10 protein-coding genes are annotated in these 16,435 nt (G+C 64.8%); 2 read left to right on the forward strand and 8 right to left on the reverse strand.

The features are described from left to right. Complete coding sequence (locus CK222_RS09345; protein WP_095800145.1) at positions 1-948, reverse strand: DMT family transporter; 948 nt, start codon at positions 946-948, stop codon at positions 1-3. Positions 949-1,100: 152 nt separating this feature from the next. Between CK222_RS09345 and pepN the strand changes: the two genes are divergently transcribed. Next, positions 1,101-3,746, forward strand: a complete 2,646-nt coding sequence (gene pepN, locus CK222_RS09350; protein WP_095800146.1) for an aminopeptidase N — start codon at positions 1,101-1,103, stop codon at positions 3,744-3,746. Between the two features lie 176 nt (positions 3,747-3,922). Beyond that, entirely contained in the window at positions 3,923-6,244 is a 2,322-nt protein-coding gene (locus CK222_RS09355) for a PAS domain-containing sensor histidine kinase (protein WP_095800147.1), read from the forward strand. Positions 6,245-6,292: 48 nt separating this feature from the next. Here the strand turns inward: CK222_RS09355 and CK222_RS09360 are convergent, their stop codons facing one another. From CK222_RS09360 to ccmE, 7 genes are all read right to left on the reverse strand, one after another. After that, positions 6,293-9,271 carry a bifunctional [glutamine synthetase] adenylyltransferase/[glutamine synthetase]-adenylyl-L-tyrosine phosphorylase gene (locus CK222_RS09360; protein WP_176477601.1) on the reverse strand — a complete coding sequence of 993 codons (2,979 nt, stop codon included), beginning with the start codon at positions 9,269-9,271 and terminating at the stop codon, positions 6,293-6,295. Further along, positions 9,271-10,746, reverse strand: coding sequence for a HAMP domain-containing sensor histidine kinase (locus CK222_RS09365; RefSeq protein WP_067320986.1), 1,476 nt, complete (start codon positions 10,744-10,746; stop codon positions 9,271-9,273). Before CK222_RS09365 ends, CK222_RS09360 begins: the two co-directional genes overlap by 1 nt. Before the next feature lie 96 nt (positions 10,747-10,842). Continuing rightward, positions 10,843-11,517, reverse strand: a complete 675-nt coding sequence (locus tag CK222_RS09370; protein WP_066997584.1) for a response regulator transcription factor — start codon at positions 11,515-11,517, stop codon at positions 10,843-10,845. A 356-nt stretch (positions 11,518-11,873) separates the two neighbouring features. Then, complete coding sequence (locus CK222_RS09375) at positions 11,874-13,418, reverse strand: Do family serine endopeptidase (protein ID WP_095800149.1); 1,545 nt, start codon at positions 13,416-13,418, stop codon at positions 11,874-11,876. Between the two features lie 119 nt (positions 13,419-13,537). After that, positions 13,538-14,002, reverse strand: a complete 465-nt coding sequence (locus CK222_RS09380; protein WP_095800150.1) for a cytochrome c-type biogenesis protein — start codon at positions 14,000-14,002, stop codon at positions 13,538-13,540. Then, positions 13,999-15,990, reverse strand: coding sequence for a heme lyase CcmF/NrfE family subunit (locus CK222_RS09385; RefSeq protein WP_095800151.1), 1,992 nt, complete (start codon positions 15,988-15,990; stop codon positions 13,999-14,001). Before CK222_RS09385 ends, CK222_RS09380 begins: the two co-directional genes overlap by 4 nt. Further along, positions 15,990-16,433 (reverse strand): cytochrome c maturation protein CcmE, encoded by a 444-nt coding sequence (gene ccmE / locus CK222_RS09390; protein ID WP_095800152.1) that lies wholly within the window; start codon positions 16,431-16,433, stop codon positions 15,990-15,992. The genes CK222_RS09385 and ccmE overlap by 1 nt, the downstream gene beginning before the upstream one ends. Positions 16,434-16,435 lie beyond the last annotated feature (2 nt).

Genomic DNA, 16,435 nt, shown 5'->3' on the forward strand with positions numbered 1-16,435 from the left:
TTACCCCTGCGGCGGCGTCGCCCTTCGAGTGCGCGTGCGCTCGAGGCCAAGTTGCCTTTCGCGCCAGATGATGAAGATGCCGGCGGCAACCACAATCACGCCGCCGATCAGCGTGTTGAGCGAGGTCACATCGCCGAACACAAGATAGCCGATGACGACGCCGAGAATCATCGAGCTATATTCGAAAGGCGCCACGACCGAAGCCTCGGCGTGGCGGTAGGCGGCCGTCATCAGGATCTGACCGAGCCCGCCGCAGAAGCCGGCCATGACAAGCAGCGCGGCTTGCATCGGCGTCAGCATCTGCCAGCCGAAAGGCAGGGTGAGCAGCGCCAGCACGCTCGCCGTCGAGGAAAACCACAGCACGATGGTCGCCGTCTTCTCGGTCTGCACGAGATTGCGTACCAGAAGCATGGCGACGGCCGAGATCGCCGCGGCGATCAGCGCCGCCATGACGCCAAGCACCTCCTGGTCGTCGAGCGCCTCGTCGGAATTCAACAGCGTCAGTTCCGGCCAGGAAACGATAAACACGCCGACGAGGCCGAAGGCGACCGCGGTCCAGCGATAGACGCGGATCGTCTCGCCCAGGAAGATCGAAGAGAACACCACGACCAGCAGCGGCTGGGCATAATTCAGCGTGATCGCTTCGGGAAGTGGCAACCTGGTCAGCGCGAAGAAGCCGAGCCCCATGGCGCCGACGCCGACGACGCCGCGCGCGATGTGGTTGAACGGCCGTTTCGTGGTGAATGCGGTGGCGAGCTGTCCCTTGAAGGCCAGAAAGGCGATGATCGGCAAGATGGCGAAGAAGGAGCGGAAGAAGACGATCTGTCCGGCGGGCACGGCGTCGGCCGCCTTGATGCAGGTCTGCATGCCGACAAAGACCGCCACGGAGACGATCTTCAGCGCAATGCCGCGCAGCGTATTGTGGCCGACGGGATGATCGACGGTCATCTTGCCTCGTGACGATGGTCGGAAAACGAAGCTCAGAAATAGACCCTGGCGCAGTTTTGTCGAGTGACCGTTTGGTGTAAAGAGCGCGGACTTTAGAATTCCCTCACCAGCAAAGCCTACTGCCCACCCGAATTAATAGGAAAAACGACGGAATGCGCACAGATACCGGCCATGTCTTCAAGCTCGAAGACTACCGCCCCAGCGACTATCTCATTCCGCGGACCAGCCTCGATTTCCGTCTGTCTCCGGATGCCACCCGCGTCACTGCCGTGCTCACCGTCGAGCGACGCCAGGGGGTCGCCGCTTCTACGCCGCTGGCGCTCGACGGCGACGGGCTGAAGCTGCTCGGCGTTGCCATCGACGGACAGGTTCTCCCGGAAGCCGACTATCAGGCCACGCCCGACCAGCTGACCATTCCGACGCCGCCGGCGGCACGGCGCTTCGAGCTTCGTCTCGAGACCGAGAGCGCGCCGTCCAGCAACGAGGCGCTGATGGGCCTTTATCGCTCCAACAATGTCTATTGCACCCAATGCGAGGCGGAGGGGTTTCGCCGCATTACCTATTTCCTCGATCGTCCAGACGTCCTCTCGGTCTACACCGTGCGCATCGAGGCGCCGCACAACGAGGCGCCGCTGCTGCTGTCCAACGGCAACCCCGTAGAAAGCGGGGCGCTCGCGGATGGCCGGCACTATGCCGTCTGGCACGACCCCTTCCCGAAGCCTTCCTATCTCTTTGCGCTGGTGGCTGGCGCGCTCGGCAAGGTCGCGGGAAGCTTCACCACCCTATCCGGCCGCAAGGTCGAGCTCGGCATCTATGTCGAGCCCGGCAAGGAGCGGCTCGCCGGCTACGCGATGGATGCGCTGAAGCGCTCGATGAAATGGGACGAGGAGGTCTTCGGCCGCGAATACGACCTCGACGTCTTCAACATCGTCGCCGTGTCAGACTTCAACATGGGCGCCATGGAGAACAAGGGCCTCAACATCTTCAACGACAAATATGTGCTTGCCGACGAGGAGACGGCGACCGATGCCGATTTCGCCAACATCGAGGCGATCATCGCGCATGAATATTTCCACAATTGGACCGGCAACAGAATCACTTGCCGCGACTGGTTCCAGCTCTGCCTGAAGGAAGGGCTGACGGTTTACCGCGACCACGAATTCTCGGCCGACCAGCGCTCGCGCGCGGTAAAGCGCATCGCCGAGGTGCGCACGCTGCGCGCGCATCAGTTCCCCGAGGACCAGGGGCCATTGGCGCATCCGGTCAGGCCGCGCCGCTACCGCGAGATCAACAACTTCTACACGGCAACAGTCTACGAGAAGGGCTCGGAAGTGGTGCGCATGATCCGCACCATCCTCGGCGCGGAGACCTTCCGCGCCGGCATGGACCTCTATTTCGAGCGGCATGACGGCGAAGCGGCGACGATCGAGGACTTCCTCAAAGTGTTCGAGGACGTTTCTGGCCGAGACCTCACGCACTTCGCGCTCTGGTACCATCAGGCCGGCACGCCGAACCTGACGGTGAGTTCCTCCTACAATGCGGCGGCCAAGGTATTCACGCTGGAGATCGAACAGTCGGTGCCGCCGACGCCGTCGGAAAGCCGCAAGCGGCTGATGCATATTCCCCTGGCCTTCGGCCTGGTCGGCGCCGGCGGCAAGCCTGTCGCCTGGGCAGCCGTCGATGGCGCCACCGTCGAGGACGGCATCATCCATGTCCGAAAGCGGCGGCACACGGTGCGCTTCTCGGGGGTTTCGGAGCGGCCTTCGGTGTCGCTCAACCGCGGCTTCTCGACGCCGATCACGCTCTCGGTGCAGCAGAAGGCCGACGACCAGTTCTTCCTGGCCAGCCATGACAGCGATCCTTTCTCGCGCTGGCAGGCCTTCAACACGCTGCTCACCGACGCGCTCATAGCGGCGTTCCGCCAGCTGCTGGGCGGCAAAGAGTCGGCCTTCGACGCAAAGCTCGCCGAGCTTGCCGGAAGCATTGCCCGCGACGAGACGCTGGAGCCGGCCTACCGGGCGCTGGCTCTGTCGCTGCCCGGCGAGGCCGATATTGCGCGCGACATCGGCCAGGGCATCGATCCCGACGCCATTTTCGTCGCCCGCGAGGCGCTGGCGCGGACGATTGCCATGGCGAATCGCGAGATCTTCTCGGCCCTTTACGCCAGCCTGGCCGACAACGGTCCGTTCACGCCCGACTCGGCAAGCGCTGGGCGCCGCGCGCTGCGCAACATCCTGCTCGATTACCTGTCGCTCCTGCCCGAAGGCGCGGCGCTTGCCGCGCGGCATTTCAACGCCGCCACCAACATGACCGACCGCGCCGCGGCGCTGACCGTGCTGGCGCACCGCCATGCCGGCTCCGCGCAAGCCGAGGAGGCGCTGTCGGCCTTCGAAACGAGATACAGCGGCGATGCGCTGGTGCTCGACAAATGGTTCCAGATCCAGGCCGGAGTGCCGGGACCGCTGACCGTCGAAAAGGTGCGCGCGCTGATGCAGCACCCTGCCTTCTCGATCGCGAATCCGAACCGGGTGCGCTCGCTGATCGGGACCTTCTCCAGCGCCAACCAGACCGGCTTCCATCTCGCCGACGGCCAGGGCTACCGCTTCTTCGCCGAGACCGTGCTGGAGGTCGAGAAGCGCAACCCGCAAGTGGCAGCACGGCTGGCGACGGCGCTCAGGTCCTGGCGCTCGCTGGAACCGGTCCGACAGAACAAGGCAAGGCAGGCACTGCTGCAGATCGCGAACGCCGACAACCTGTCGGCCGACCTGCGCGACATCGTGGAGCGGACGCTGGTGTGATTAGCAATCTCCCCCCTCGTGGGGGAGATCAGCAGTTTCGACGAATTTCAATCAACTTTTAATCTTTTTTGGCCGCGCCTCTGGACAAGGCGAATCACCTTTGATTCCTTATTGACGATTCGGACGTGCGGCGTAGCCGGATCGTCAAGTATGCGGCAAATCGGGGAGTGCCATTTATGGCCAAGACGGACGCGTGGGGCGCGCCCGGAGGGAGAGCTTTTGCGCGTCGCGAGGCAAGGAGCGGCGGGCCTGCCGGCAATGCGCGTCTGATCGCCGAACCCGCCTACCAGCGGCTGCTGGCGGCGGAACCGCTGCTGCGCCGCTCCATCCCCGCACTGATCATTATCTTCCTGATCGTCATCGCCGCACTGCGCTTCCTGTCGCTGGTGAACGACCGCGACGAGGTCGAACGCGACGCCAAGTCGGTGCTGGCGTTAGCCGCCGGCCAGATGGCACAGGCGATTACGGCCGACCCGAACGCAGCCGGCGTGAATGCGACGGACCTTCTGGAGAAGACCAGCCGCCAGGGCGCCATGGGTCGCAGCCACGTGCTGGCCATCACCGACGGCGCTTTCAAGATCGTCGCGGTATCGCCATTGTCGACCGGCTGGCAGGGACGCTCGCTGGACAGCCTCGTGCTCGGCGGCCAGCCGCTGTTCATGTTCGGCGACCGCGCCGGCGTTATGGATGTCAGCATCGGCGGCAAGGACTGGTTCGCCGCCGTCAGCCTCACCGGCGACCGCAAGAACGCCGCGGCGATGCTGGTGCCCAAGGAGGCGGTGTTCGACAGCTGGCGCAAGACGGTGTCGCTCAATGTCACGTTGTTCGTGCTGACGGCCGGCGTGCTGATCGTCATCCTTTACGCCTATTTCGGCCAGGCGGCGCGCGCCCAGGCGGCCGACCGCATCTATCTCGAAGCGCATCAGCGCATCGACATGGCGCTGGTGCGCGGCCGCTGCGGGTTGTGGGACTGGGACATGGTGCGCGGCAAGATGTACTGGTCGCGCTCGATGTACGACATGCTAGGCTACGAGCCTTGCGACACAATGCTGTCCTTCGGCGAGGTCGACGAGATCATCCATCCCGACGACGGCGACCTCTTCGAGCTCGCCAACCGCATCGTCGAGCGCGAGATCGACCATATCGACCAGGTGTTCCGCATGCGCCACGCGGACGGCCAATGGGTGTGGATGCGCGCCCGCGCGCAGGTGATCGACCCGGAAGCGCCCGAGATCCAGCTGATCGGCATCGCCGTCGACGTCACCGAGCAGCGGCATCTCGCGCTGCGCTCGGAAGCGGCGGACATGCGGCTGCGCACGGCGATCGAGAACATCAACGAATCCTTCGTGCTATGGGATGCCGCCGAACGGCTGATCATGTGCAACTCCAAATTCCAGCAGGACAACGGGCTCTCGGACCGCGACGTGATGCCGGGCGCAACCCGCGACATGCTGGAGGAGCGCATGCTCGCCTTCGCCTCCGAGCGCAGGCTGGCCAACGCCAACGGGCCGCATGGCGGTGTGACGCTGGAGCGCCAGCTCGCCGACGGACGCTGGCTGCAGGTCAACGAGCTCAGGACCAGAGACGGCGGCATCGTCTCGGTCGGCTCCGACATCACCCAGATCAAGCTGCATCAGGAAAAGCTGGTCGACAGCGAGCGCCGCCTGATGGCGACGATCCACGATCTTAGCCTCGCCCGCCGCGCCGAGGAGGAACGCGCCAAGGAGCTTGTCGAGCTCAATCGCAAATACATGAAGGAAACCGAGCGCGCCGAGGCCGCCAACCGGGCGAAGTCCGAATTCCTCGCCAATATGTCGCATGAACTGCGCACGCCGCTCAACGCCATCATCGGCTTCTCCGAGCTGATGCAGCAAGGCCTGTTCGGACCGCTTGGTTCCGAGCGCTACGAGGAATATGCCAGCGACATCAACGGCAGCGGCAAATACCTGCTCGGCGTCATCAACGACATTCTCGACATGTCGAAGATCGAGGCCGGCCAGTTCTCGCTTGACCGCGAGGAAATCGACCTCTGCCCGCTGATCAGGGAAACGGTTCGCGTCATCTCGCTGCAGGCGGCGGAGAAGTCGATCACGGTAGAGACGCGCATCGCCGATGCGATGCGGCTCTACGCCGACCGCCGCGCGATCAAGCAGATCGCAATCAATCTGCTCTCCAACGCGGTGAAGTTCACCGGACAGGGCGGCAAGATCACGGTCAGGGCGCGCAGCGCCTCAGGCGCGCTGGTGCTCACCATCGAGGACAATGGCTGCGGTATCCCGAAGCAGGCGCTGAGCAAGCTCGGGCGGCCGTTCGAGCAGGTGCAAAACCAGTTCTCCAAGAACCACACCGGTTCCGGCCTGGGCCTCGCCATCTCGCGTTCGCTCGCCGAACTGCAGGGGGGCGCGCTGAAGATTCGCTCCACCGAAGGCGTCGGCACCATCGTTTCGGTGCGCATCCCGCTGAAGAAGGCGCCGCCCATGGTCAAGGTGGCGGCTTAGCTGGCGCGCTGAAATTCGAAACGCCGGCGCCAAGGAATGACGCGTGGATTAACCTCGCGAGATCGACGCTCCCGCGCGAAGCAGAAGCTCGAAATCCTTCCGAACCTTCCGCGACGTCTCCTTGAGATGCGCTTCGAGCACACCGAAATCCGGCAGGTCGGTGGCCGCCAGAAGCAGATCAGAAAGCCCCGGCGGAACATCGTCGCGCTGGAACTGGCCGGTAAGGCAGAGCCTGATCATCTGGGTCAGCGCGAGATAGAGCCTCCAGGCCTCGCAAAGCTCCTGCCGAACATCAGGCGCCGCGTAACCGGGGGCCAGCCGCGCCAGCACTTCCGCCGTCGCGGTTGCCCGCCTACCAGCCTCGACCGCGCCGGTGATGACCGCGACCTGGGCGATGAATTCAAGGTCGATCAGGCCGCCGGGGATCAGCTTGATGTCCCAGAGATCGCGCGGCGGCTTTTCCGTGTCGATCAGCGCCCGCATCTCGGAGGCATCCGCCTTCACCTTGGCGCCGTCGCGCGGCTGGGCAAGAACCGCCGCAACCTCGTCTTCGACCTCGGCGCAAAGCGCTGCGTCACCGCCGATGGCGCGTGCTCGTGCCAGCGCCATATGCTCCCAGGTCCAGGCATCCTGCCGCTGATATTTCTTATAGGCGTCGACATGGGTGGCGACGGGCCCCTTGTTGCCGGAGGGGCGCAAGCGAAGGTCGAGCTCATACAGGACGCCTTCGGCCGTCGGCGCCGAGACGGCGGCGATCAGCCGCTGCGTCATGCGGGTGTAGTAGTGTGAGGGCGCCAGCGGCTTCTCGCCATCGGAGTCTTCCGCATCCGCATCGTGGTCATAAAGCAGGATCAGATCGACATCCGAGCCGGCAGTGAGCTCGCGGCTGCCCAGCTTGCCCATGCCGAGGAGCGCGACCCTGCCCCCGGCAATCCTGCCATGGCGCAACGCGAACTCGGCGATGACTGCGTTGAGCGCCGCTTCGATCGTGAGGTCGGCCAGGTCGGAGAAGGCGCGACCGGCGCGCCCGGGATCGATGGAGCCCGCAAGCAGCCGCACGCCGATCAGGAATTTCTGCTCGGAGGCGAAGATACGCAGCCGGTCAAGCACATCCTCATAGGCGCGGTCGCCCTCGATGAAGGCCGCAAGCCGCGCCGAGAGGTAGGCGCGGTCGGGCAGTTCCGCGAGCAACGCCGGATCGAGCAGACCGTCGAACACATGCGGGCGGCGCGTGATGATGGCGGCGAGCCGCGGAGCAGCGCCCATGATCGTCGCCATCAGCTTGAGCAGTGCCGGATTGGACTGCAAAAGCGAGAAGAGCTGGATGCCAGCCGGCAGGCCGGCGAGGAACTCGTCGAAGCGGATCAGCGCCTCGTCGGCGCGGCGCGTCTGGCCGAAGGCTTTCAGCAGCGCCGGCGTCAGTTCCGTCAGCCGCTCGCGCGCCTCCGCCGACTGGGTGACGCGGTATCGGCCGAAATGCCAGCCGCGAATGACACGGCAGATGTCGCTCGGCCGCTGAAAGCCGAGGCGATGCAAGGTCTGCAGCGTGTCGGGATCGTCGACATCACCGGTGAAGACCAGATTGCCGACGCCGGCCGACAGTTCGGGTGCCGTCTCGAACAGCGCCGCATAATGGCGCTCGACCTGCTGCAGCGAGGCGCGGAAAGCTTCCGCGAATTCCGCCTCGCCGGTGAAGCCGAGCATCAGCGCGATACGCTCCAGTTCCTCGTCCTCTTCCGGCAGGACATGTGTCTGCTCGTCGGCCACCATCTGGACGGCATGCTCGACACGGCGCAGGAACCAGTATTGTCGGGTGAGCGCATCGCGCGCATCGGCGGTGATCCAGCCGCGTGCGGCGAGCGCGTCCAGCATCGGCACCGTTTCGCGGCCCCGCAGTTCCGGGAAGCGGCCGCCGGCAATCAGCTGCTGCGTCTGGACGAAGAACTCGATCTCGCGGATGCCGCCGCGGCCGAGCTTGACGTTATGGCCTTTCACCGCGATCTCGCCGTGGCCCTTGTGGGCATGGATCTGGCGCTTGATCGAATGGACGTCGGCGATCGCGGCGTAATCCATGTATTTCCGCCAGACGTAGGGCTGCAATTCCTTGAGGAAGGCCGAGCCCGAGGCAAGGTCTCCGGCCACCGGCCGCGCCTTGATCATGGCGGCGCGCTCCCAGTTCTGGCCGCGAGCCTCGTAATAACGAAGCGCCGCCTCGACCGGGATCGCCAGCGGGGTCGAGCCGGGATCGGGGCGCAGCCTCAGATCGGTGCGGAAGACATAGCCATGCTCGGTGCGGTCCTGCAGGATGCGCACGAGACGGCGGGTAAGGCGCGAGAACAGCTCCGTCGCATCGAGCGGATCGACCACCGCCGGCGCCTCCGGATCGAAGAAGACGACGAGGTCTATGTCGGAGGAAAAATTCAGCTCATGCGCGCCGAGCTTGCCCATGCCGAGCACAATCCAGCCCGAGCCGCGCGCCGGGTCTTCCGGATGGGGCAGCTTGAGCTTGCCCTGCCCGTGCGCGTCGAGCAGCAGGAAATCGACGGCGGCGCGTGTGCAAGCATCCGCCAGGTCGCTCAGACGGCGCACCGTCAGCGCGGTTTCGGCTTCGCCGGACAGATCGGCCAGCGCGATCAGGAAATGCGCTTCGACCTTGAACTGCCTGAGTTCCATCATCAGGCTCGATTCCGAAACATTTTCGGCCCGTGCAGCACGATCGACCGCCTCGCCGATCTCGTTGAGATGCGCTTCGATCGTCTGGCCGAACAGCTTGTCGAGAATGGCCGGCCGGCGGCGGGCCGTATCACGCAGGAACGGCGACAGGTCGAAGATGGCGGCGAGCAATTCCTGCAGTGCTCCCTGGCCGGCGAGGAACGCGGCCAGACGCGGAAGGCCGTCTTGCTCGGCCGCGTCAGCGATCTCAGACAATTCCCGCCGGGCATGGTCGCCGCCGAGCGGGCGAAGCGCCAGCGTCGGTCGGAGTTGCCATTCCGTATCGATCTTCTTTTTTGCCATCCTTGCCGCCATCAATGCGTCTCCCGGGCCGGGAAACTCATGACTACGGACAATCCGGGATTGGCGGGCAGAAGATCAAGCCTGCCGTTGTGGAAAGTCATGATCGCCTTGGCGAGGCTAAGGCCCAGACCCGAGCCCGGCTGCGAACGGCTCTTCTCCAGCCGCACGAAACGCTCGGTGACCCTGGCGCGGTCGGCATCGTCGGGGATGCCAAGGCCATTGTCGGAAACGGCGAGCTTGACCTCGCCGCCGATGCGCTCCAGCGTGACGCGCACTTTCGGGCTCTCGGCGGCGCCGGTCGAGTATTTGATGGCGTTGTCGACGATGTTCGACAGCGCCTGGCCGATCAGTTCGCGATTGCCGTTGATAGTAACCGCTTCCGGCACCGCGGTTTCCAGCACGACGCCCGCCTCTTCCGCCACCGGCTCGTAGAGCTCGACGACATCGCTCACCGTAGCGGCGAGGTCGACCGGGCCGGTTGTCTCGGAGGAATAGCCGGCCTCCAGCCGCGAGATCATCAGGATGGCGTTGAAGGTCTTGATGAGCTGGTCGGACTCGGCGATCGTTCCCTCCAGCGCCTGACGGTAGTCCGTCGTCTTGCGCTTGCCGGCAAGGGTGGCTTCGGCGCGGTTGCGCAGCCTGGTCAGTGGCGTCTTCAGATCGTGAGCGATGTTGTCGGAGACCTGCTTCAGCCCCTCGTTCAGCATGGCGATACGGGCAAGCATCGTGTTGAGGTTTTCGGACAGGCGGTCGAATTCGTCACCGGCGCCGGTCACCGGCAGCCGTCCGCTAAGGTCGCCGCCCATAATGCGGCGACTTGCGTCGGAGACGCTGTCGATGCGTTTCAGCGCGGCGCGCCCGACGAAGAACCAGATCAAGAGGCCGCCGAGCCCCATCATGCCCAGCGCCAGCATCAGCGCGCGGCGGATGACGGCCCGGAAGCGCTCGGGCTCGCCAAGATCGCGGCCGACCAGCAAGATCATCTGATTGGGCAGTCGCAGCACCAGCGCGATAGCGTTGTGGCCTTCTTCGCCTTCCGACCGAGCGCTGCTGTCGCCCGGGGACGGCGCGCTCTGATCTGTGCCACCACCACGCAACCGGTCGAGTTCGCCCTCACCGAAGCGATGGTACGAAAAGGGCTCCGTCGTCCAGCCCTCGGTTTCGATGATTCCCGGCTCCAGGCTCTGCACATTGCCGGTCAGGATCTGGCCGTTGGCGTCGGCGATCAGATAGAGGTTGGCGCCAGGCTGGCGCGAGCGGGCTTCAACCACGCGCACCAGCAACGGCAGGCCGCCATTTTTGTATGCGCGAGCCAAGCCGAGGATCTCGTCATTGATCGTGTCCTGGGTCTGCGCCGTCAGCATGCGCGCCGAGAGCGACGTCATGTAAAAGACGAGCAGCACGGCGCAGAGAGCGAAAAGCAGAAGGTAAAGCGCCGAGAGCCGGGCCGCCGTCGTCTTCATGATGGCCGGCAGGGAAAGAGCCATGTGCGCCTAGATCAGGATGACGATTGGCTGCACGATAACCCCTTGTTGCAGCATCTTTTCCGAAACGTTCCGTGACTTTCGGTTTGGGATCATGCTCTAGCCACCTTTCAGCATGTAGCCGGCGCCGCGGATGGTGTGCAGGATCGGTTTGTCGAAACCCTTTTCGATCTTGCCGCGCAGGCGCGAGACATGAACGTCGATGACGTTGGTCTGCGGATCGAAATGATAGTCCCAGACATTTTCCAGCAGCATGGTGCGCGTCACCACCTGGCCGGCATGGCGCATCAGATATTCCAGCAGGCGGAACTCGCGCGGCTGCAGCGTGATCTCGCGGCCGGCGCGCTTGACCGAATGCGACAGACGGTCGAGCTCGAGATCGCCGACGCGGTAGACGGTCTCGGTTTCCCGGGCGCCGGCGCGACGGTTCAACACCTCGACGCGGGCAAGCAATTCGGAAAAGGCGTAGGGTTTGGTGAGATAATCGTCGCCGCCGGCGCGCAGCCCGGTGACGCGGTCGTCGACCTCGCCCAGCGCCGACAGGATCAGCACCGGCGTGGTGTTGCCGCGCGAGCGGAGGGCTGCGATCACCGACAGCCCGTCGCGGCGCGGCATCATGCGGTCGACCACCATCACGTCATAGTCGCCGGCGTCGGCAAGCGCGAAGCCGGTCTCGCCGTCGCCGGCGACATGGGCGGTGTGGCCCGCCTCGGCGAAGGCTTTCTGCAGGTAATCCGCAGCCTCGCGGTCGTCTTCCATGACGAGAATCTTCATGGAGCCGTTATACGCGATTTCACTGGAAGGTTGAGGGGCAGCCATGAGTCAGCGCCTTTGCGTTCGCCAGCCGCATGTCGTGATCCCAGACCGGTACCCACTTGCGGGCCCCGTGCTTGGCAAGCGGCAGCGGGTGATGGGAAACCCGCTGCCGCAGGAGCGAAACACGGTGACTGACTGACGTGCTCGGCCCCATGTTTTCCCGGCGGCGGCTCGGGGGTGTTGAAACCGCCGCAAGGAAAAGTCGCTGAGCAATTCCAGGAAAGGCGTGAAGCGGGTTTCCGTCCGGAATTGCGTCATACAGAGAGTTAGAGCGGTTCTGCGTTCTCGAGGAGCGCTTGAACCGCTCTCTCAGATCAGCCCTTTCCGACCGGCAGCGCGACGAAGCGGTTGCTATCGTCGCGGGTGATCTGCATCAGCACGGCCTTGCGGCCCGACTTGGAGGCATCGGTCATGGCCTTGGAAACGTCGTCGGTAGTGTTCACCTCGTTCGAATTGATCGAGGTGATGACGTCGCCGGGCTGGATGCCGCGGTCGGCCGCATCGCTGTCCGGATCGACATCGGTGACCACCAGGCCCTTGCCGTTTTCCGACTTGGTGACGGTGAGGCCGAGATCGGCAAGCGTATCGGCCTTGGCGGGAGCCGCCTGCTTGTTGCCGCCTTCGTTCGAGGCCTGCTTGTCGCTCGAAGGCAACGTGCCGAGGTCCACCTTGACCGTCTCGTTCTTGCCGTTGCGCCAGACAGTGACATCAACCGACTTGCCCGGCGCATAAGCGCCGATCATGCGGGCGAGTTCCTTCGGCGAGGCGACGTCCTTGCCGTCGACCTGGGTGATGACATCGCCGGCGACGATGCCTGCCTTCTTGCCGGGACCAGCGTCCTGCGCGCTCGAAACCAGCGCGCCCTTGTCCGACTTCAGGCCGAGCGACTCGGCGATGTCGGAGGTGACCGGCTGGATCTCGACGCCGAGCCAGCCGCGCTGGACGGAGCCGTTCTTCATCAGGTCTTCGACCACCTGCTTGGCGGTCGAGGCCGGGATGTCGAAGGCGATGCCGACGCTGCCGCCCGACGGCGAGAAGATGGCGGTGTTGATGCCGATCACCTGGCCGTTGAGGTTGAAGGTCGGACCGCCCGAATTGCCGCGGTTGACCGAGGCGTCGATCTGGATGAAGTCGTCATAGGGGCCGGCGCCGATGTCGCGGCCGCGGGCCGAAACGATGCCTGCGGTGACGGTGCCGCCGAGGCCGAACGGGTTACCGACCGCCACGACCCAATCGCCGATGCGGATCTTGGAGTCGTCGGCGAAGTCGACATAGGTGAACTTGCCGCCGCCATCGACCTTCAGCACGGCGAGGTCGGTGCGCGGATCGGTGCCGATCAGCTTGGCGTCGAGCTCCTTGCCGTCATTGGTGACGACGGTGAAGTCGGAGCCTTCCGAAACCACGTGATTGTTGGTGACGAGGTAGCCGTCCTCGGAAATGAAGAAGCCCGAACCTTGAGCGACAGGGCGCGGCTCGCCATTGCCGTGGTTGCGGTGGTTGAACCGGGGCATGCCGAACTGGCCGCCCTGATCGCCGAAGCCGCGGAACTCCCTGAAGAAGCGGCGCAGCTGCGGATTGTCCGGCAGGTTGTCGAAGCCGTTCTGATCGTCGGAGCCGTCATCGGCCGTCGGCTGGATCTTGGCCTTCACCTTGACGCTGACCACCGCCGGCGAGACGCGCTCGACGACGTCGGCGAAGCTCGGAACCTGTGGAGCCTCGACACGCACAGCATCGGCCAGCACGGGCGCAGTGCCGGTGGCAAGCGCGCCTGCGCCGACCGCACCAATCACGGCCAGGGACGCGACAGCCGCTATCAGGCGCTTGCGGGTGCTTGAATATGAATCGGGGGCAATATTCATGGGTCTCGTTTCCTCTTTCGAAGTGGATGCGCTCAGGAGAGCATCCTCGGAAAGAGACTTAGTGAGGCGCACATTACGGCGCCATTTCCGATATATGAAAATTTTGTAATGTTGGCGCTTTAATCGCGCAGCAGCTTGTCCAGCGCCGCCTGTTCCTCGGCGCTGAGCGTGCTGTCCGGCGCCGGGCGGCGCGAACGGGTGCTGAGCACGATGAAGATGCCGCCGGCCAGAAGCAGAAGCGCCGGGGTGCCCCACAAAAGCGCGTTGCGCAGGCTGAAGCGCGGCTTCAAGAGCACGAACTCGCCGTAGCGTGAGACGATGTAATCCATCACCTGCTGGTCGGTATCGCCGGCGACGAGGCGCTGGCGCACGAGGATGCGCAGGTCGCGGGCCAGATCGGCGTCGGATTCATCGATCGACTGGTTCTGGCAAACCATGCAGCGCAGGCCTTCGGAAAGCGCGCGTGCGCGAGCCTCCAGCGCCGGATCGGGCAGCACCTCATCGGGCTTCACCGCCTGTGCCGCGCCGGCGAAGACCAACGCCAGCAGGAGGATCAGCGAGGCGAGCGAAGACTTCGCTTTCATGTCGGGCTCGCGGGTAAGGCAGCGGCAGCCGGCTTGCGGCGCCTCGCGGGGGCGCCAACGCGCAGGCGGCGGTCGAGCAGCGACATGGCGGCGCCCGCCATCATCACCAGTCCGCCGCCCCAGATCAGCGTCACCAACGGCTTCCACCACAGGCGCACGACGACCGAGCCGTCCTTGCCCTCATCGCCGAGCGACAGATAGAGCTGGCTCACACCCAGCGTCCTGATGCCGGACTCGGTCGTTACCGTCTGCCGCACCGGATAGAAGCGTTTTGCAGAGGTGATCTCGCCATCGGCATTGCCATCGGCGCCAATCAGCAGGAAGCGGCCGCGCTCCTCGGTGAAGTTTGGGCCTTTCTGAGGAAACAGTCCTTCGAAGCGCAGCGTGTGGCCGGAAAGTTCCACCGTCTCGCCGAGGCGCATGGTGAGAATCTTCTCCGTGCCAAACGAAAGCGTGCCGACGATGCCGAGCAAGGTGAGCCCGAGGCCGAGATGGGCAAGCGCGGTGCCGAAGACCGAGCGCGGCAGGCCGGCAAAGCGTCTCAGCACGTCGGCCGGCGCCACCGAGCCGATGCCCGACTTGACGGCAAGGTCGGTCAGCGCGCCGGCGACAAGCCAGACGGCGAGGCCGACGCCAAGCGCAGCGAAGACCGAGGCGCCATCGATAAACAGGGCGGTGACCAGCATCGCGGCGATCGCTAGCCCGAAGGCCGCCATCAGGCGCTGCGAGGCGGCAAGGACGTCGCCGCGCTTCCAGGCAAGCAGCGGACCAAACGGCACGATGGCGAGCAGCGGCAGCATCAGCGGGCCGAAGGTCAGGTCGAAGAAGGGCGCGCCGACCGAGATCTTGCCGCCGGTGATGGCCTCAAGCGCCAGCGGGTAGAGCGTGCCGACGAGCACCGTCGCGGTCGCCGTGGTCAGGAACAGATTGTTGAGCACGAGCGCGCCTTCGCGCGAGATCGGCTGGAACAGGCCACCTGCGGTCAGGGTGGAAGCGCGCAGCGCAAACAGCGCCAGCGAGCCGCCGATGAACAGCGTCAGGATGCAGAGGATAAAGACGCCGCGCGCCGGATCGGTGGCGAAGGCATGCACGGAAGTCAGCACGCCAGAGCGGACAAGAAAGGTGCCGAGCAGCGACAGCGAGAAGGTGAGGATGGCAAGCAGCAGCGTCCAGATCTTCAGCGCCGAGCGCTTTTCCATGACGATTGCCGAATGGAGGAGCGCCGTGCCGGCGAGCCAGGGCATGAAGGAAGCGTTCTCGACCGGGTCCCAGAACCAGAAGCCGCCCCAGCCAAGCTCGTAATAGGCCCAATAGGAGCCCATGGCGATGCCGCCGGTCAAAAACATCCAGGCGACCAGCGTCCAGGGCCGCACCCAGCGCGCCCAGGAGGCGTCGATGCGGCCTTCGATCAGGGCTGCGACCGAGAAGGAGAAGCAGATCGAGAAACCGACATAGCCGAGATAGAGCAGCGGCGGATGGATGGCGAGGCCGAGGTCCTGCAGGATCGGGTTGAGATCGCGGCCCTCGATCGGCGCCGGGTTCAGCCGGATGAAGGGATTGGACGTCGCCAGGATAAACAGGAAGAAGGCGGCGCCGATCATGCCCTGCACGGCCAGAACATTGGCTTTGAGCGTCGCTGGCAAGTTGGAACCGAAGACAGCGACGAGCGCGCCGAAGAAGGTCAGGATCAGCACCCAGAGCAGCATCGAGCCTTCGTGGTTTCCCCAGGTGCCGGTGATCTTGTAGATCATCGGCTGCAGCGAATGGGAGTTTTCCCAGACGCTCGCCACCGAGAAATCGGAGCCGGCATAGGCGGTGGCAAGAGCGGTGAAGGACAGCGCGGTCAGCGCAAAGCCGGTGACCGCGACCGGGCCGCCGACCGCCATCAGCCGCTGGTTGCCGGTGCGGGCGCCGACCAACGGCACCAGCATCTGCACCAGCGACAGCGCGAAGGCGAGGACGAGCGCGAAATGTCCGGTCTCAACCATTATTGGCTCTTGCTCTCCTGCCACACGCCCTTGGCTTTCAAGCGGTCGGCGACTTCCTTGGGCATATAGCGCTCGTCGTGCTTGGCTAAAACGCTATCGGCAACGAAGACGCCGTCCGGGCCAAAAGCGCCTTCGGTGATGACGCCCTGCTCCTCGCGGAAGAGGTCGGGCAAGATGCCGGTATAGGTGACCTTGACCGATTTCTGCTCATCGGTGACCGAGAACGCGACGGTCGCGCCCTGACCGCGAACGATGGTGCCTTTTTCGACGAGCCCGCCAAGGCGAATGCGCTGTCCGGGCTGGACGGTTGCGGCGGCGAGGTCGGCGGGCATGTAGAAATACGAAGCCTTTTGGCCGAGCGCGTAGAAGGTAAGACCGGCAGCAGCGCCGAGGAAGGCCAGCCCTGCGAGGATCACCGACAATCGCTTCTGCTTGCGCGTCATGG

The sequence above is a fragment of the Mesorhizobium sp. WSM3866 genome (assembly GCF_002294795.1).
Classification (GTDB): domain Bacteria; phylum Pseudomonadota; class Alphaproteobacteria; order Rhizobiales; family Rhizobiaceae; genus Mesorhizobium.